The sequence below is a fragment of the Amycolatopsis sp. YIM 10 genome (assembly GCF_009429145.1).
In the GTDB taxonomy this organism is placed as follows: domain Bacteria; phylum Actinomycetota; class Actinomycetes; order Mycobacteriales; family Pseudonocardiaceae; genus Amycolatopsis.
Window position 1 is genome coordinate 6,808,149 of the sequence record NZ_CP045480.1, and the last position, 18,151, is coordinate 6,826,299.

General features: G+C 71.9%; 11 protein-coding genes. 5 read left to right on the top strand and 6 right to left on the bottom strand.

Going from position 1 to position 18,151, the window contains the following annotated elements; genetic code table 11:
• Positions 1-14 precede the first annotated feature (14 nt).
• From YIM_RS32100 to sbnA, 6 genes are read right to left on the bottom strand one after another with little or no spacing between them, the layout of a single operon-like run.
• Positions 15-962: a TauD/TfdA family dioxygenase gene (locus tag YIM_RS32100; protein WP_153033886.1), complete on the bottom strand. Its 948-nt coding sequence runs from the start codon at positions 960-962 to the stop codon at positions 15-17.
• A gap of 25 nt (positions 963-987) precedes the next feature.
• A complete protein-coding gene (locus tag YIM_RS32105; RefSeq protein ID WP_153033887.1) occupies positions 988-1,920 on the bottom strand; it encodes a TauD/TfdA family dioxygenase in 933 nt (310 codons plus the stop codon).
• Positions 1,917-3,161 carry an MFS transporter gene (locus tag YIM_RS32110; protein WP_153033888.1) on the bottom strand — a complete coding sequence of 415 codons (1,245 nt, stop codon included), beginning with the start codon at positions 3,159-3,161 and terminating at the stop codon, positions 1,917-1,919. The genes YIM_RS32105 and YIM_RS32110 overlap by 4 nt, the downstream gene beginning before the upstream one ends.
• Positions 3,158-7,906: a non-ribosomal peptide synthetase gene (locus YIM_RS32115; protein ID WP_153033889.1), complete on the bottom strand. Its 4,749-nt coding sequence runs from the start codon at positions 7,904-7,906 to the stop codon at positions 3,158-3,160. The genes YIM_RS32110 and YIM_RS32115 overlap by 4 nt, the downstream gene beginning before the upstream one ends.
• A 7-nt stretch (positions 7,907-7,913) precedes the next feature.
• Positions 7,914-8,129 carry an MbtH family NRPS accessory protein gene (locus YIM_RS32120; protein ID WP_153033890.1) on the bottom strand — a complete coding sequence of 72 codons (216 nt, stop codon included), beginning with the start codon at positions 8,127-8,129 and terminating at the stop codon, positions 7,914-7,916.
• A gap of 23 nt (positions 8,130-8,152) precedes the next feature.
• Complete coding sequence (gene sbnA / locus YIM_RS32125; RefSeq protein WP_228004133.1) at positions 8,153-9,166, bottom strand: 2,3-diaminopropionate biosynthesis protein SbnA; 1,014 nt, start codon at positions 9,164-9,166, stop codon at positions 8,153-8,155.
• 190 nt (positions 9,167-9,356) lie between these two features.
• On the opposite strand from sbnA, the gene YIM_RS48685 reads away from it, so the two are divergent.
• The 5 genes from YIM_RS48685 to YIM_RS32150 all read left to right on the top strand — a co-directional run bounded on the left by YIM_RS48685 (position 9,357) and on the right by YIM_RS32150 (position 18,082).
• A complete protein-coding gene (locus tag YIM_RS48685; protein WP_194239816.1) occupies positions 9,357-9,614 on the top strand; it encodes an acyl carrier protein in 258 nt (85 codons plus the stop codon).
• The gene (locus YIM_RS32135; RefSeq protein ID WP_153033891.1) at positions 9,611-11,362 is read left to right on the top strand and encodes an acyl-CoA dehydrogenase family protein; all 1,752 of its coding nucleotides are present in this window, start codon (positions 9,611-9,613) and stop codon (positions 11,360-11,362) included. Before YIM_RS48685 ends, YIM_RS32135 begins: the two co-directional genes overlap by 4 nt.
• A complete protein-coding gene (locus tag YIM_RS32140; RefSeq protein ID WP_194239817.1) occupies positions 11,359-13,107 on the top strand; it encodes a fatty acyl-AMP ligase in 1,749 nt (582 codons plus the stop codon). Before YIM_RS32135 ends, YIM_RS32140 begins: the two co-directional genes overlap by 4 nt.
• Before the next feature lie 86 nt (positions 13,108-13,193).
• Positions 13,194-14,507, top strand: a complete 1,314-nt coding sequence (locus YIM_RS32145; RefSeq protein WP_153033893.1) for a hypothetical protein — start codon at positions 13,194-13,196, stop codon at positions 14,505-14,507.
• A gap of 89 nt (positions 14,508-14,596) precedes the next feature.
• Positions 14,597-18,082, top strand: coding sequence for an amino acid adenylation domain-containing protein (locus YIM_RS32150; RefSeq protein WP_153033894.1), 3,486 nt, complete (start codon positions 14,597-14,599; stop codon positions 18,080-18,082).
• The last annotated feature ends 69 nt before the right edge of the window (positions 18,083-18,151 follow it).

Consider the following 18,151-nt stretch of genomic DNA (forward strand, 5'->3'; position numbering starts at 1 on the left):
GTGCCTTTCGATGCTCAGTTCGGGCGGTGCGCTTCGGCCATCGCCACGGCGATGCGGCGGGGTCCGGTGAACGGTTCGCGGCCGTGCGCGGCCCGCATGTTGTCCACCAGCAGCAGGTCGTCCAGCTGCCAGTCGAACCGCGTCCGCGCGGCGCGGTAGGCCGCGCGCAGGTGGTCCAGCACGTCGGCCGGGATCGCGCCGCCATCGCCGTAGTAGGAGTTGGTCGGCAGCTCGTCCTCGTCGAGGAAGGCGAGCAGGCCGTCCCGGACCGAGTCGGGCAGCGTGCTGTGGTGGAAGAAGGTGGCGTGGTTGAACCACGTCTCCTCTCCTGTCACCGGATGCCGGTGGACCGGCTCGCGCACCGCCTCGGTGCGCAGCCCGTCCTCGCCCTGCCAGAAGAAGCGCAGGCCGTTGCGGGCGCAGTGGGCCTCCACTTCGGATCGGTCGCCGGTGTTGAACACGTCCTGCCAGCGCACGCCGAAGTCGTCGTGGAAGTTCCGCCGCACCATCCACTTGCGACGGATGAACTCGGCGCGGACCGCCGGGTCGATGGACTCGTAGACGGCGCGGATGTCGGCCAGCGGGGTGGCGCCCTGCGTCTCGGGCGGCTGGACGCAGTAGAAGAACAGCAGCTTCGGCCACGCCGCCTGGTAGGAGTTCTCGTTGTGCAGGAAGATCTCGTGGTTCGGCGGGTAGTCGGTGGAGGTGTAGACGTTGCCCTTGAGCGAACGCCGGGGCGAGGACCGCTCCGCGTATTCCAGGGGCTCACCGGAGAAGTCGCGCACCGCCTGCTCGAAGCCCTCCACCCCGCCGATGCCGAACCCGCGCAGCAGCACCGCGCCGTGCTCGGTGAGCAGGGCGCGCAGCCGCCGGCCGGTGCTGGCGAACACCTCGTGCAGCGGCGCCCCGGCGGCTTCGACGACGTGGGGCAGCGTGCGGGGCACGACCTGGTCGACCGACATGGCTCGTTCCTTCCTGGATCAGCTGTTACTGGGACATGGCCACGAGGACGCGGCGCGGGCCGGTGAACGGGCGCCGCCCGTGGCCGACCAGCACGTTGTCGATCACCATCAGGTCGCCGGTGTGCCACTCGACGTCCACGGCCGCGGCCAGGCCCCGGTCGCGGATCTGCACGGCCCAGTCACCGGGGATCGGCGCGCCGTCGGCCAGGGTGACCGACTGCGGCAGGTCCTCGGCGGGCATGATCCTGGCCAGCGCGGCGGCGGTCTCGTCGCCGAGCCCGGCCGGGTGCCACTGGTCGGCCTGGTTGAACCAGACCTCGGCCCCGGTGACCGGGTGCCGGTGGGTGGCCGGGCGGATCTGCTCCACGCGCAGCCCGCCGTCGCCCTTCCACTCCCAAGTGGACTCCGTGCCGCGCAGGAACTCCTCGACCTCGTCCCGGTCCTCGGTCTCGAAGGTGGACTGCCAGCTCTTGCCGAGACCACGGCCGCCGTGCAGGTTCTGCCGGTACCGGACGCCGCCGGAGAACGCCTCGCGGAGGTCCGGGTCGAGCGCCGCCAGCCAGCGGACGCCGTCGGTGAGCGGGGTGGCGCCGCCGGTCTCGGGTGCCTGCTGGCAGTAGAACGCCAGTCGCGACGGCCACGCGTGCGAGTAGGAGAGCTCGTTGTGCATGGAGATCGTGTACTCGGGCGGGTACTCCGTGGAGGTGTAGAGGTTGTCGCCGACCTTGGTGCGCGGCGAGTTCCCGTGCACGTAGGCCAGCCGGTCGGGCAGCAGCGCGTCGAACACCTCGCCGAGGCCGTCCGGGGTGATGCCGAAACCCCGGAACACCAGTGCCTTCTCCTGGGCGAGCAGCGCGCCGACGTCGAGCCCGGCGAGGTAGCCCAGCAGGCCGTCGCGGCTCGCTTCGACCTCGGCGGCGGCCGGGTCGATCTCCAGCGGGGTCCAGTACTCGTTCATCCGTTGTTCCCTCGTGACTCGATGACGACCTTCTCGGTCCGCGGTTCCGCCCAGCCCGCCGCCCGGATCGACGGGCTGGCCAGCGAAAGCCCGGCCAGCAGCGCCATCACCCCAGCTACCAGCCAGACCGTGGTGTCCACTCCGGACAGTCCGAGCAGGACACCGGCGACGGCCGAACCGCCCGCGCTGGCGCCCGAGGTGAGCAGCCCGGCCACCCCGCCGGCCCGGCCCTGCAGGTGTTCCGGGGTGATCCGGGCCTGGTAGACCCCGCCCGACACGTTCATCACCCCGGCCGCGAAGCAGACCGCGGAGAACACCGCGCCGAGCGCGACCGGCCCGGAGACCAGTGCCAGCAACGGGATCAGCAGCGCCCACGTGGTGAAGCAGCCGATCAGCAGGGTGGACAGCGGCAGCCTCCGCAGCCACCACGGACCGCTGAGCGCGCCGCAGATCCCGCCGAGCCCGGCGCCGACGCCGATCAGGCCGACCGCCAGCGGTGAGCCGCCCGCGCCCAGCACCGCGACCACCAGCGCCAGGTTGACGATCTGGAACAGCACGTTCGTGCAGGCGATCAGGGCGATGGCCACGCGCAGGAACTGCTGCCGCCACAGCCAGCGGAGCCCGTCGGCCAGTTCGGCCCGAAAGTTGCCGCTGGTGCCGGTACTCCCCCGCAGGCCGTGCCCGATGCGCAGGAGCGCGCCGAGCGAAAGCAGGTGGGTCAGTACCGCGAAGCCGTAGGGCAGCCAGGCGGCGATCGGCAGCAGCGCCGTGCCGGTCGGCTGCCCGAGCAACCCGGCACCGCGACCGCGGGCTTCGTTGCGCGACAGGGCGGCCGACAGGTCGTCGGGGTGGACGATGGTGCGGACCGCGGCCCGTTCGGCCAGCTGGTAGACCACCGCCGCACTGCCCGCCGCGAAGGCCGCGACCATGGCGTGCGCGAGCGCCGGTCCGCCCGACGCCGCCGCCACGCTCGAAACCGCGGTCAGCGCCACCAGGTCGCTGCCGATCAGCACCCGGCGGCGGTCCCACCGGTCGACCAGCACCCCGGCGGGCACCGGCAGCAGGACGTGCGGCAGCAGCGCGAGAAAGCCCACCGCGCCCGCCTCCGCCGGGGTGCCGCCCTGCCAGATCACCAGCACCGGCCACAGGAAGCCGGTGGTGCGCGCGCCGAGCACCGAGCAGGCGGCCCCTGCCCACAGTAGCCGGAAGTCCCGGTTGTGCCGGAGCCTCGGCCGGTTCACGGCGTGGTCTCCTGGTCGGCGAGGTCGGCAGCGTCGGCAGCGTCGGCGAGGTCGGCCAGCACCCGGCGCTCCAGCTCGGCGGCGATCGCGGCGACCGTCGGCGTCTCGAACAGCGTCCGGACCGGCAGCAGCACGTCGAACCCGGACTGGATCAGCGCGATCACCCGGATGGCCAGGATCGAGTTGCCGCCCGCGGTGAAGAACGACTCGCCCACGCCGATCTCGTGCCCGAGCACCTCGGTGAAGATCCCGGCGATCTGCTCCTCGGCCACGGTTCGCGGGGCGAGCCGCTCGGCGGGTTCGGCCGACGGCAGCGCGACGCGGTCGAGCTTGCCGTTGGCGTTGAGCGGGAGCGCCGGCAGCGGCACGCACACCGACGGGACCAGGTAGTCCGGGAGCAGGCCAGACAGATAGGCCATGACGTCCGGTGCCGGGTCGTCCAGCGGCACGAAGTACGCCACGATTCGGCCGTTCTCGGCGACCACGGCGGACTCCAGCACGCGCGGGTGCGCGTCGAGCACGGCCTGGATCTCGCCCGGTTCCACACGGTAGCCGCGGATCTTCACCTGGTGGTCGGTGCGTCCGCGGAACTCGACCTCCCCGTCCGGCAGCCAGCGGGCCAGGTCACCGGTGCGGTAGAGCCGGGCGCCCGGCGCGCCGAACGGGTCCGGCACGAACCGCTCGGCGGTCAGGTCCGGCCTGCCGAGATAACCACGGGCCACACCGGTGCCGCCCACGTACAGCTCGCCGACCACCCCGACCGGCACCGGCCGCAGATCCCGGTTCAGCACGTACATGGCCAGGTTCGGCAGCGGCCTGCCGATCGGCAACACCGGAGCCGGGCCCGAGTCGTCCACTTCGGACACACAGGTGCCGACGGAGGCCTCGGTCGGGCCGTACTCGTTGAGCACCTCGGTAGTCGGCGCCAGCGCACGCCACTCGGCCAGAGTGCGGCGGGTGAACGGCTCCCCGGCCACCACGAACGTCCTCGCCAGCGAATCGGCCTGCCCGGCGGTGAGTTGCCTGGTCAGCACGTCGAGGTGCGACGGGGTCAGCTTGACGAAGCCGAACGGGCCGGCGCCCGCCAGCCACGCGCCCAGGTCGCCGAGGTCGAGCCCGGCCGGGGCCAGGTGGACGGCCGCGCCGGTGAGCAGCGGGGCCCACAGGTTCGGCATGACCAGGTCGAAGGCGACCGAGGAGAACACCGGCGCGTCGCCGCCCAGCCGGTCGGCGGCCCAGCTCAGGTGGTTGACCAGGCCGCGGTGGGGCACGGCGACGCCCTTGGGCCGGCCGGTGGAGCCGGAGGTGGTGATGACGTAGGCGAGCCGATCGGGCTCGCCGGGGACGTCCACTGGTTCATCCGAGTGCTTCGGGGCATCTTCCAGGAATTGAGCGTTGACCAGCACCTTCGCTTCGGCGTCCACAAGCAGCTGCCCGACCCTGGCTTCCGGGGTGCCGGGGTCTATCGGGAGGTAGGCACCGCCCGCCTTCCAGACGCCGAGGAAGGTGGCGAGCAGATCCGGCCCGCGCTCCAGCAGGACGCCGACCACCGACTCCGGCCCGACTCCGCGCTCGGTGAGCAGGTTCGCGATCCGGTTCGCCCGGCGGTCGAGTTCGCGGTAGGTCACCGTGCCGTGCTCGGCCACGACCGCGCGTGCCTCCGGAGTCGCGGCTACCTGCTTTTCGAACAGCTCGTGCACGCAGGCGTCGGAATACGGGGTCGTCGTGTCGTTCCACTCGGTCAGCACGCGGGTCCGCTCGTCCTCGGACAGCAGCTCGACCTCGCCGAGCGGGGTGGCTGGGTCATCGGCCATCGCGGTGAACACCCGCAGCAGCGAAGCGCGGAAGCGGTCGATCGTGGTCTGGTCGAACAGGGCGGTGGCGTATTCGAGCACACCCAGCATCGAGCCGTCGGGCTGGTGGTGGAGGTAGAGGGTCAGGTCGGTCTTCGCCACGGTCAGCAAGCCGCCGAGGGAGCGCACGTCGTGCTCGGTGAACGCCGATCCGGTGAAGCCTTCGCCGTGCAGGTCGAAGGCGACCTGGTAGACCGGTGTCCTGGCCGGGTCGCGTTCCGGCTCGACCGCGTCCACCAGCAGGTTGAACGGCAGGTCGGCGTCGGACAGCGCGTCCCGGCACGATTCCCCGGCCGCGTCCAGCGCGGTCGCGAAGGTCCACTGTGGATCAAGCGGGCAGCGCAGCGCGACGGTGTTCAGGAAGAACCCGGTGAGGTCGGCGAACTCGGGCCGGTCCCGGCCCTCGACCGGGGCGCCGACCACCAGGTCCCACTGTCCACTGTGGTGCGCGAGCGCGGTGGCGTACCCGGTCAGGAGGGTGGCGAACGGAGTGGTGCCGTGGGCCCGGCCCAGCGCGGTGAGCGCGGCGGTGGTCTCGGCCGGGATGCCGAAGGTGACGTGGGCGCCACGCGGATCGCGCACGGCCGGGCGCGACCGGTCGGCGGGCAGTTCGAGCGGCGTGACCCCGGCCAGGGCTTCCCGGCGGCGGCGCAGCTTCTTGGCCACCACGTCGTCGGCGGTCACTTCTCGTTGCCAGGCGGCGTAATCGCGGTAAGTCAGGTCCAGCGCGGGAAGTTCGGCACCGGTGAGCAGCGCGGTGAAGTCGCGGTCGAGCACCGCGGCGGACCGGCCGTCGCTGGCGATGTGGTGGATGGCCAGCGCGAGCACCTGCTCTCCCGGCGTCCTGGCCAGCCTCGCCCGCAGGATCGGACCGTCGGCCAGTTCGAAGCCGTGGTCGAACAGGTCGGCCAGCGCCACCGCCAGCCCATCCCGGCCGGTGTCCACGACTTCCAGCGGGACGGGTGCGGCCGGGTCGACCACCTGCACGGGAGCGCCGTCCCGAGCCAGGTAACGGGTGCGCAGCGACTCGTGCCGGGCGACCAGCGCGTCCAGCGCGGTGCGGACGGCGTCGGCGGAAATCTCCTGGCCGACCCGGAGGAACACCGGGGCGACCCATTCCGGGCCACCCGGGTCGAGCTGTTCGGCGATCCACAACCGCTGCTGCCCGAACGACAGCACCCCGGGACCGCTTGTTCTTCGTGGAGCCGGGATCAGCACCTCGCCGACCAGCTTCGCCTGCTCGGCCACGGTTGTCGCCTTGACCAGCCGTCGCATCGGGAAGTCCGCGCCGAGGCCGTCACGCAGTTCGGTAACCAGGCGCATCAGCACCAGAGACGAGCCGCCGAGGCCGTAGAAGTCGTCGTGCACGCCGACTTCATCAACCTCAAGCACGCGTGCCCAGACTTCGGCGATCCGGCGTTCGGTGTCCGTGCGGGGTGCCACGCGCACGCTCGCACTGGGCTCGGGCAGGGCGCGCCGGTCGACCTTTCCGCTGGCGGTCAGCGGGAATTCGGCGAGCGGCACGACCGCGGCGGGCAGGTGCGTCGACGGCAGTCGTTCGGTGAGGAAGCCACGGAAGTCCACTTCGGACCGAGCGGTCCGGACGTAGGCGACCAGCCGTCCTTCGTGCGCGAGCACCACCACGTCGTCGGCCAGCGGGTGGTCCGCGAGCGCGGACGCCACCTCGCCGGGCTCGATCCGGACGCCGTTGACCTTGACCTGGTCGTCGATCCGTCCGACGTAACCCAGCACGCCGTCCGGTGACCAGCGGACCAGGTCGCCGGTGCGGTACAGCCGGGCCCCGGGGTCGCCGCCGAACGGATCGGGCACGAACCGTTCCGCGGTCAGGCCGGGCTGGTCCAGATATCCCCTGGCCACGCCGATCCCGCCGAGGTGTAGTTCACCGACCGCGCCCACCGGGGACAGCCCGCCGGTCACCGGGTCCAGCACCAGTACCCTGGCGCCGGTGATCGGCCTGCCGATCGGCACGGGCCCGGTCTTGGTGGCCGGGTCGACGCGGTGCGCGGTCGCGTCGATCGTGCACTCGGTGGGGCCGTAGGTGTTCCACAGCACGGGATTTCCCGTGCGATGGGCGGCTTCCGCCAACTCCCCGCGCAGCGGTTCACCCGCGGAACACAGCAGCCGCAACGATTCGCAGCGCGTCCAGTCCGGTTCCGCCACCAGCGCCCGCAGCACGGACGGCACCACCTGCAGCACGGTGGCCCGGTGTTCCCGGACCGCGCGCACGATCGCGGCGGGGTCGCGCTCGGCTCCCACCGGCGCCAGCACCACCGTGCCCCCGGCGACCAGTGGCGCGAAGATCTCCCAGCAGGCAGCGTCGAAGGTGAGCGCGGTCTTGTGCAGTACGCGGTCCGCCGGACCGAGTTCCTGCTTGCGGATCGCCCAGCCGACCCGGTTCGCGATGGCCTCGTGGGTGATGACCACGCCCTTGGGCTGACCGGTCGAGCCGGAGGTGTGCACCACGTACGCCGCGTTCGCGCCCTCCGCCCGTTGCTCGGGTTCATGGCGCGGCTGCCGCGAGGCCTCGGCCAGGTCCACCTGCCCGGGCCCCGGGGTTCCGCCGAAGTAGAGCCGGACACCGGCCAGCATCGAGTCCACGCGCGCCCGCGGGTGCTCCGGGTCGAACGGCACGTAGGCCGCCCCGGCCTTCCAGACGCCCAGCAGCGCCACCACCAGGTCGACCCCGCGCGGAAGCCCGACGCCGACGAGGGTTTCCGGGCCCGCGCCCAGGTTCCGCAGGTGGTGGGCGACCTGGTTGGCGCGCGCGTCGAGGTCGGCGTAGGTGATCTCGGCGGTACCGGCGACCAGCGCGATCGCGTCCGGCGTGGCCGCGGCGGCGCTGGTGAACTGGGCGGGCAGGCTCGGTGTCATTTTCGGCTCAGCCGGCGGTCTGGGTCTGGCCGGCGTCCATCCGGCGGCGCAGGCTCAGCGGGCGCAGATCGGTCCACACCTCGCTGATCCGGGACAGGCAGTGCTCCCGGCTGCCGGAGGTGCCCTCCGCGGTCCAGCCGGCGGGCAGGTCCCGGCCGGAGTCCCAGATCGAGTACTGCTCCTCGTGGTTGTACACCACGAGGTAGGTGCGGTCGTCTGGCATGGTCTCTCCTCGGTTCGGTGTGGTCAGACGCCGGACAGGTCGCGGGGCGCCCAGAGGTGGGCGACCTCGCCGAAGTGGGCGGTCACCCAGGCGTCGGAGAAGATGGTGTCGAGGTAGCGGTCGCCGCCGTCGGCGAAGACCAGCACGCAGTGCGCGCCGTCCGGGATCCGCGGGGAGAGCCGTTCCAGCGCGGCGACCACCGCCCCCGAGGAACCCCCGGCGAGCACCGCCTCCCGGCGCAGCAGCCTGCGGCAGGCGACCACACTGTCCAAATCGGACACGTGGACCACCTCGTCGATCAATGAGGGATCGGTCAGCGGCGGCACCACCGAAGCGCCGTGCCCCGGCAGCAGCCGGGGGCCCGCCTCCCGGCCGAAGATCACGCTGCCGGTGGCGTCCACGCCGATCACCCTGGTGCCCATGCCGGTGGCCCGGATGTGGTCGGCGCAGCCCCGGAGCGTGCCGAAGGTGCTCGCCGAAGCGAACAGGAAGTCCACCCGGCCGCCGAGTTCGCCGGCGATCTCCGCCATCGTCTCGTGGTGCGCAGCCGGGTTGAGCGGGTTGGTGTACTGGTTGGGCCAGAACGCGTGCGGAATGGTCGCGGCCAGCTCCCGCACGCGTGCCAGGCGGGCGGGCAGGTACTCACCGGAGGCCGGGTCGGGCTCGGTGATCACCTCCACCTCGGCCTGGTAGGCGGCGAGCAGGGCCAGGTTGCGGGAGGTGGTGCGCGCGTCGACCACGCAGACGAAGCGCAGGTCGAAGTAGCGGCACACCTGGGCCAGCCCGATGGCGAGATTGCCGGAGCTGGACTCCACCACCACCGACCGCCCCGGCACCAGTTCGCCGGACTCCAGTGGGCCCCGGAGCATGGCGTAGGCCGTGCGGTCCTTGATGCTGCCTCCGGGGTTCGACCGCTCCAGCTTGGCGAACACCCGGCCGCCGAAGCCGGGCAGCAGGTTGCGCAGCTCCACCAGCGGGGTCCGGCCGATGGCGGCCAGAATCCCGGGCGGTGCGCTGCCGGGCGATCGGAGTGACACGGCTCCCCCAGGGGATCGGGTGCCCGGCCGGGGACCTGTGCCACCGGCCGGTGAACGGGAGCGAGCCTTACAGCGGCCTCCATATCCGGGCCATCTCCGCACCCGCGCGCCGGTATCCGCGGAATATGGCGCGGTGGCGGAGGGTGCGCTCAGCGCGGTCCCCGTACCCGCGCGGGACGAGGAGCCGACCATGTCCGAGAAGACCGCGGTGACCCCGGCGGAACTGCGCGCGTTTGTCGTCGACCACGTCGCCAGGACCACCGGCCTTCCAGCCGGGGAGGTGGACCCCGCGCAGCCGATCTCCGCGCTCGGGGTCGACTCGGTGCACGCGATCGACCTGGTGGTGGCCTGCGAGCGGTTCCTCGGCCGCCCGGTGCCCGACGACCTGCTGTGGCGCGCGCTGTCCATCGACGCGATGGTCGAGCAGCTGACCGGCGGCCAGGGATGACCAGTACCCGGCCCCGGCTCGACGCCCGGTCCGCGGCTCGGCTGGCCGAGGACCTCGAACGGTTCCTGGGCGACCCGCGTGAACCGGGCAGCCGGATCTCCTTCCGCACCCAGCTCCACCACGACGACCGGGATGAGCCCGCGCCCGACGCGTTCGCCGCGCTCCGGGAGTGGGGTCTCCCCCGGTACTTCGTGCCCGAGGCGGACGGCGGCGAGTTCCGCGACATCGACGAGCTGTTCACCCTGTTCCGGGTGCTGTCACGCCGGGACATGACGCCCGCGCTCAGCCTGGCCGCCACGTTTCTCGCCTGCCTCCCGACCTGGGGCTGGGGTTCGGCGGAGCAGCGGGCGCGCGTAGCAGAGCTGGTGGGGTCCGGCGCGCTGGGCACGTTCGGGCTCTCCGAACCGGACCACGGCTGCGACGTCACCGCCGCCGAACTGACCGCCGAACCGGACGGGGACGGCTACCTGCTTTCGGGCACCAAGTGGCCGGTCGGCAACGGCACGCGCGGTGCCTTCGCGACGATCTTCGCCAGGACCGGCGCTCCCGGGCCGCGGGGCTTTTCCGCGTTCCTGGTGGAAAAGGCGGCGCTCGACCCGGCGCGGTGGTCACCGGAGCACCGGGCGCTCACCCTCGGCCTGCGCGGCGCCGACGTCAGCGGGATCAACTTCGACCGCTGCCCGGTACCGGCGTCGGCGTTGATCGGGCTGCGCGGGCACGGCCTCGACGAGGCGATCAAAACGCTGCAGCTGAGCCGGGTCCTGGTCACCGGGATGTGCCTGGGCGCGGCGGACACCGGGCTGCGCGTCACCCTGGACCACATCCGCAGCCGCGTGCTCTACGGCAAGACCGTGCACGAACTGCCGGTGATCCGCGAGCAGGTGCTGGCCGCCTACGCCGACCTGCTGATCGCCGACTGCGTCACCGCGCCGGTCAACCGCGCCTTCTCGGTGGCCCCGGAACGGCAGAGCCTGTGGTCGTCGGTGACGAAGTACCTCGTCCCGATGCTCACCGACGACGCGCTCGGCAGCCTCAGCGGGGTTCTCGCCGCGCGGCACTACCTGCGGGAGGGCGTCGCCGACGGGATGTTCCAGAAGTTGTTGCGGGACAACCGGATCGTCAGCGTCTTCGAGGGCACCTCGCATGTGCACCAGCACGTCGTCGCCACCCAGCTGCCTTCGCTGCTCACCGGGCAGGTTCCAGAAAGCGGGCTGCTGCGCCCGTTGTTCTCCAGGGCCGAGGACCCGCTCGGCTGGGATCTGCGGTTCGGCCGGTTCCAGCTTTCCAACGGTGGCGCCGACGAAATCACCCAGAGCTGGCCCGCCGCCGTCGCCGAGCTGGACGGGACCGGCCCGGCGTGGACGAGCCTGCGTGCGCTGGCCGCGGAAATCGACCGGGCCCGGAGCAAGCTGCACGAGGACGCGACCGAACTGCTGCGCGCCGAGCGTTCGCTGACTTCCACCGCGCGCGGGTTCGGCCTCAGCCGCCGCCACTGCCTGCTGCACGCCGCCGCGTGCTGCGTGCACACACTGCTGGCCAACCGCGACAGTGATTTCACTGGCTTCCTCGGCCAGCCGGAGTGGGTTGTGCTGTGCCTGCAACGCATCCTGACCCGGCTTGGCACCGAGCAGTACCTCGATCCGGCCTGCGCCCCGGTGGTGGAGGCGGAAATGCTCCGCTGCTGGCGCGAAGGCGCCCTGTTCTCCCTCACCCCACTGGCCGTCGCCGACCCACGGGAGCCCCGGTGAACACACTCACGTCCGCGATCCACCAGCACGCGACCGCCGCACCCGATGCCGAGGCGGCGATCTACGTTCCGGACCGGCCGGGCTCGGGCACCGAAACCGTGCTGACCTACGGAGAACTGGACACGCGCGCCCGCGTGGTCGCCGCCTGGCTGCGCGAGCGTTACCCGGCGGACACGCGCGTCCTGCTGCTGTACCCGGCGGGCACCGAGTTCCTCGTCGGCTTCACCGGCTGCCTCTACGCCGGGATGCTGCCGGTGCCCGCTCCCCTGCCCGCCGCGAACAACGCCGGGCAGCTGGCCCGCCTCGACCGGATCATCGCGGTCGCGGAGCCGTCCGCCGTGCTCACCGACGCGGCGCACCTGGAGCGACTGACCGGCGAACTGGCGCACACCGGCCTGACCTGCGCCGCCACCGACGGCGGAATCACCGGTGACGTGTCGTCGTGGCGCCTGCCCGAAGTCACCCCGGACACCCCGGCCTTCCTCCAGTTCACCTCGGGCTCGACCACCGATCCGAAGGGCGTGGTGGTCTCGCACGGCAACCTGGACCACAACCTGGCGCTGATGAAGGCGACCTTCGCCCTGCCGGACGGCATGCGTCTGGCGAGCTGGCTGCCGCACTACCACGACATGGGCCTGATCGTGGTGCTGCTGATGGCGCTGCGGCACGGCGGGCGGGCGTCGATCATGTCGCCGACCGGATTCCTGCGTGATCCGTTCCGCTGGCTGGAGGTCATCGACAAGCACGACGTGCACCTGAGCCCGGCGCCGAACTTCGCCTACGACCTGTGCGTCCGGCGGATCGACGCGGACCGTGCCCGCGAACTGGACCTGTCGCGGTGGCGGGTGGCGATCAACGGCGCCGAACCGGTGCAGCGCGGCACCATGGCGGCCTTCCAGGAGCGGTTCGGCCCCGCCGGGCTCGGCGAGCACGTCCAGTGCCCGTGTTACGGCATGGCGGAGGTCGGGGTGTTCATCACCGGCACGCCGGCGGGCACGGCGGCCACCGGGCGGGCCGTGGCCGCCGAAGCGTTGGAGCGCAACGAATTCATCACGCCGAATGGTGACGAACCGGTTCGTTCGTTGATGAGCAGCGGGGTGACGCCCCGGGGTTTCGGCACGCTGGTGGTCGACCCGGAAACGCTGGAAGCCCTGCCGGAGGGCCGGATCGGCGAGATCTGGCTGCGCGGCCCGAGCGTGGCACTCGGTTACTGGCAGGACCCGGACACCACGGCCGCGACCTTCGGCGGCTACACCGCGGACGGCCGCGGCCCGTACCTGCGCACCGGCGATCTCGGCGTGCTCGCCGAAGACCGCCTCTACATCACCGGCAGGCTCAACGAACTCATCATCATCCACGGCCGCAACCTCTACCCGCACGACCTGGAGCACCACCTGCGCTCCCTGCACCCGGCGCTGGCCGACGGGCTCACCGCCGCGTTCGCCGTGCCCTGCCAGGGCACCGAGCGGATCGTGGTGGTGCACGAGGCACGGGCGGACGACCGGGAACTGCTCGCCGAACTCGGCACGGCGGTGAAAGCGGGGCTGTCCACCTTCGCCGACGTCAGCGTGGCCAATGTCGCCTTTGTCGGCCGCGGCGGGATTCGCCGTAGCACGAGTGGCAAGATTCGTCGACGGTACATGCGGCAATTGTTTATGGCCGCCGAGTTGGGCGCGCACTGGGAAGATCTGGAACCGGCCGTGCGCATTCTCTACCGGATCAGAGCAGAGCTACCAGCCCGCTGATTCTTGTAAACTCCTGAATTGCGTTCCGCTGTGCAACGCGGCCAGAAGTGGGCGTTCGGCGGATTGACACGAAATCAGGAGTAGGCATGTCCGTACTGGGGGACATCGCCCGCGAAGCCGCACGCGTGCGGACGGTGGGCGAACTGGCCGCGGTGCTGAACAAGGTGCGCCGCGGCAACAGGTCGGCCGACGGCCGCGAGCTGACCTACCGGGATCTGGCCGCGGTCACCGGCATCCCGCACACCACCATCGGCACCTATCTTTCGGGCAAGGTGCTCGCCCCCGCCGACCGCTTCGACCTACTGGTCACCGCGCTGGGCGCGCCACCGGCCCTGTCGCAGGCGCTGGCCACGGCGCGTGACCGGGTGGAGGACCAGCGCCGCGCCACAGGCGAGCCGGACCGGCGAGATTCGGCGCTGAGCGCGCTCGCGCACCAGTCGCTCGGCGTGGCCGGTCTCATCGCGGGCGGCACGGCCGACGACACCCTTGGCTGGCTGGAACAGCAGATCAGGCTCTGCGCGATCGACTACTCGCGGCTGCCTGCCGAGGAGATCGTGCCGGACCTGATCAAGCTCCACCGCACCGTGCTGGGCCTGCTCAACGTGCACATGGGCCGCGAGCAGTCCCGGCGGCTCTTCTTCTGCTGCGGCCTTTCCGGCTACCTGCTGGCGAGCGCGAGCCACGACCGGATGGACTGGGTGACCGCGGGACGGCAGGCCGAGGCGGCACTGGTGTTCGCCGATCGCGCCGGGAACCGCAACCTGCGCGCATTGATCCACAACATCCAGTCGTTGAGCAGCATGCTCCGCGGCAGGCCCGCCGAAGCGCTCCGGTACGCCTCCGCCGGGGTCACCGCCGCGGAAAGTGCGGGAATGTCGGTACTTTTGCCCTTGCGTGAAGCCCGCGCGTTTGCGCTTCTGCGCCGGACCGACGACGCCTATCGTGTGTTGCGCGACGTGGAGCGCGTCCGTGAAAGGGTAAAACCAGATGATTTCGACGGCGTGCTCGGCTACACCGAGGAAAACGCCGAACAGACCTATCTGGGCTTTCTGGCGGAGGCGTTCGCCGCTTTACCGCCGTCGAAGGAATCGTTGCCGGCGGCCGAGCGGCACGCGCGCAACGCGGTCGACGCCTATCCCGATCCCCGCGACTGCGTCTGGGCCGCGGACCGCGCCGCCATCTCCCACCTGCTCCTCGCCACCGCGCACGCGCACCAGGACCAGCTCGACGCGGTGACCCCCGCGGTCGAGCCGGTTCTGGCGCTGCCGCGGTGGAAGCGCAACGCGGATCTGCGCCACGCGGCCGGGAACCTGCGCACCGCGGTCCGCGCCGCCGGCGCGCGCGACCCCCGCCGCGAGCGCCTGTCACACGCCCTCGCGGAGTTCTCCGGCGACGCCTGAGTTCCATATGCGGCCGGTGGTGGCGATATGGAGCGGATAAGGACGGCGCTGCCACGATTGTTGGGGATCACCCGACAATCGGAGGGCAAATGAGCAGCCCCGAACCAGCGACCGTGCCCGGCTTGATCACGTGTGTCACGCCGGATGTTGTCGCCTTGGTGACCGGCCACCGGGAACTGACCTACGCCGAGCTGGCCACGCGGTCGGAGACGGCGGCTCGCCGCCTGTCCGCGCGCGGCGCCGGGCCGGGGACCGGGGTCGCGGTGGCGGTACCGCACGGGCCGGACTTGGTCGTCGCGCTGCTGGCGGTGTGGCGGGCGGGGGCGACGGTCGACCCGGCGGCGGACCTCATCCTCACCGCCGATCAGCTGACCGGGACGGACGTGCCTTCGGCGCGACTCGCCGGGCCGCGGGCCGACGACGTGGCGGTCAGTCCCGGGCTCACTCACCGCAAGCTCGTCGAACGCGCGCGCTGGGCGGCTCGGCGGCAGGGCCTGTCCAGGCACGACCGGGTGCTGCACACAACGCCGGACGGCGCGCACTGGGAACTGTTCGCGCCGCTCTCGGTCGGCGCCACCGTCGTCTTTCCCAGCGCCTTCCCCGGCAACACTGTCGTTCCGGCGATCGTGGACCACGGCGTGACCGTGCTCCACGCCCGTGCCGCGGACCTGCCGCCACTGCTGGCCGATCCGGACTGGGCCCGCTGCCACTCCCTGCGACTGCTGTACAGCGAGGGCGAACCGCTGTCGATCGACCTGCTCAACCTCGCGCGCGGGCACGAGTCCGGTTCACCGTCCGTGCTCGACCTCTTCGAACGCCGCGCCGACGAGACACCGGACGCGATCGCGGTCGACTACGCCGGGGGCACCACCTCGTACCGCGAACTCGACGCGCTGGCCAACGGCATCGGGCAGCACCTGCGCGAAGCCGGTGTCTCCGCCGGAGAAGCCGTCGGTGTGCTCGTCGACCGGGGTCCGCTGCTGTCCGCGGCGATGCTCGGGGCGTGGAAGGCGGGCGCGGCCTACGTACCGATCGATCCGTCCTACCCCGCCGAGCGAATCGGCCACATGCTCGCCGACGCGAAGGCCACCGTCGCCGTCACCACCGACCGCTACACGAGCCGGTTCACCGCACGCACGATCCTCGCGAACCACGTCGAAGGCAGCGAGGCGGCACCCACCCGCGTGCGCGATCTGGCGGCCCCCGCCTACATCATCTACACCTCGGGTTCGACCGGCAGGCCGAAGGGCGTGCGGGTCAACCACCACGGCCTGGTCAACCACATCTCCTGGGCCGCGGCGAGCCTCGCCGCCCGCGGTGACGGTGGCGCGCCGGTGTTCTCCTCGGTCGCCTTCGACCTGGTGCAGCCCAATCTGTGGGCGCCGCTGGTCACCGGCCAGCGGGTCTGGTTCCTGCCGCAGGACACCCCGCTCGACCAGCTCGGCCCGGTGCTCGCCGAGGCCGCGCCGTTCAGCTTCGTCAAGCTCACGCCCAGCCATCTCGACGTGCTCGCCGCGACGCTCACCCCGGCGCAGGCGGCCGGGATCGCGCCGGTTTTTGTGGTCGCCGGTGAGCCGCTGAGCGCGCGGACCGTCCGCGCGTGGCGCGCGCTGGCGCCGGGAACCCAGCTGATCAACGAGTACGGCCCGACCGAGGCCACCGTCGGCAGCACCATCTGGCCGGTGCCCGCCGAAGCCACCGCCGAGGTGCTGCCGATCGGCTCGCCGCTGCCCGCGATGACCTCCTACGTGCTCGACGACCGGATGCGCCCGGTGCCGGTGGGGGTCGCGGGTGAGTTGTTCGTCGGCGGGCTCGGGGTCGCGGACGGGTACGCGGGCAACGCCGTGCTGACCGCGCAGCGGTTCGTGCCCGACCCGTTCTCCGTCCAGTCGGGCAGGCGCCTGTACCGGACCGGCGATCTGGCGCGGTGGACCGGCGAGGGCGTGATCGAGTTCCTCGGCCGCCAGGACGACCAGGCCAAGATCCGCGGGCACCGGGTAGAGCCCGGCGAGGTGGCCGCGGTACTCGCCGAACACCCCGGCGTGGCCGACGCGGCGGTGCTCGCGGTGGACGGCGATCACGGCCCCTACCTGGTCGGTTACGTGGTGCCCGCGACCTCGGTGAGCCAGCAGAAGGGCTGGCTCACCACCTACTGCGCCACCCGGCTGCCCGACTACCTGGTGCCCGCCCAGATCGTCGAACTGGACGCGCTTCCGCTCAACGCCAACGGAAAGCTCGACCGTTCGAAGCTGCCCGTGCCGGACCGGACCACCGCGGAGTTCGAGCCCCCGCGGACCGCCACGGAAAAAGCGCTCGCCGAGATCTGGGCGCGCGTGCTCGACCTCGACCGGGTGGGCCGCCAGGACGCCTTCTTCGCGCTGGGCGGGCACTCGATCCTGCTGATCCGCGTGATCGCCGAGACCAACGCGGCGGGGCTCGCGGTGTCGCTGTTCACCTTCTTCGAGAACGACGCGCTGGCCGCGGTCGCCGCGGCGATCGACGCCACCGCCCCACCGGCGCCCGCCGCTCCCGCGCCCGCATCCGAGAATCACGACCTCGCCCGCCTGGTTTCCGAAGCGCTGGAAGAGTTCCCGGTGCCGGGCGCCTGCCTCGGCATCATCGACGGCGGTGAAATCGTCGAGGTGCGGGGGTTCGGCTCCACCACCGCGGACACGCTGTTCACCGTCGGTTCGGTGAGCAAGTGCGTCACCGCGCTCGGTGTGCTGCGGCTGGTCGACGAAGGCGTGCTGGACCTCGACGCGGACGTCGGCGAGTACCTGCGCGCGTGGTCCGTGCCCGACGCACCCGGCCTTCCGCCGGTGACCCCGCGCCTGCTGCTGAGCCACCGGACCGGTCTCACCAGGGAACTGCCGCTGGGCTTCCGCCCAGGGGAGCCGATGCCGACCGTCGCCGACCTGCTGCACGGCCGCCCGCCCGCGGTGGGCGAGCCGATCCGCCGGGAACGCGTGCTCGGCGGAGGGGTCTACTACTCGGGCACCAACTACCTCGTGCTCCAGCAGCTCGTCGAGGACGTCATCGGCAAGCCGCTGGCCGAGTCGATGCGCGAGCTGGTACTGGAACCCTTGCACCTCAAGGGAAGCGGCTACGAGCGCGAACTCCCCCAGCAGACCGCGCGGCCCGTCGCGCGCGGGCACGACCGCGACGGCACTCCCCTCGCCTGTGGCTGGCTCGACCGGCCCGACGCCGGTGCGGCCGGTTTCTGGACCACCGGCACGGATCTCGCGACCATCGTCAGCGAGATCCGGCGCAGCTACCTCGGCCGCCCCGGCGCCCTGCTGTCGCGGTCACTGGCGACGGAAATGCTCACCCCGCCCGAGCACAGCTCGTTCGGCCTCGGTGTGGTCAGCGAGCGGATCGGCGGAGATCTCCAGTTCGGCCACGGTGGCTCGCCGATCGGGTACTACGCCGGGATCGCCTGCCGCGTCCGCCAGGGCACCGGCCTGGCCCTGCTCGCCGACTCCGATCTCGGCAAGCCGCTGTTCTACCGGGTGATGGCGCGGATGAACTGGGAGTTCCCGTACGACGCCCCCCGCGACGAACTCGCTGTGCTGTAACGGAAACGCCCGCCGGTCGACGAAGCTCGCCCCCGCCCCATGTCACGAATGTGGCTTTCGAGACGCCAG

Excerpts from the sequence above, each read along its gene's own strand:
- YIM_RS32100 (WP_153033886.1), bottom strand. The coding sequence starts at position 962 with ATGTCGGTCGACCAGGTCGTGCCCCGCACGCTGCCCCACGTCGTCGAA.
- YIM_RS32105 (WP_153033887.1), bottom strand. The coding sequence starts at position 1,920 with ATGAACGAGTACTGGACCCCGCTGGAGATCGACCCGGCCGCCGCCGAG.
- YIM_RS32115 (WP_153033889.1), bottom strand. The coding sequence starts at position 7,906 with ATGACACCGAGCCTGCCCGCCCAGTTCACCAGCGCCGCCGCGGCCACG.
- YIM_RS32120 (WP_153033890.1), bottom strand. The coding sequence starts at position 8,129 with ATGCCAGACGACCGCACCTACCTCGTGGTGTACAACCACGAGGAGCAG.
- YIM_RS48685 (WP_194239816.1), top strand. The coding sequence starts at position 9,357 with ATGTCCGAGAAGACCGCGGTGACCCCGGCGGAACTGCGCGCGTTTGTC.
- YIM_RS32135 (WP_153033891.1), top strand. The coding sequence starts at position 9,611 with ATGACCAGTACCCGGCCCCGGCTCGACGCCCGGTCCGCGGCTCGGCTG.
- YIM_RS32145 (WP_153033893.1), top strand. The coding sequence starts at position 13,194 with ATGTCCGTACTGGGGGACATCGCCCGCGAAGCCGCACGCGTGCGGACG.
- YIM_RS32150 (WP_153033894.1), top strand. The coding sequence starts at position 14,597 with ATGAGCAGCCCCGAACCAGCGACCGTGCCCGGCTTGATCACGTGTGTC.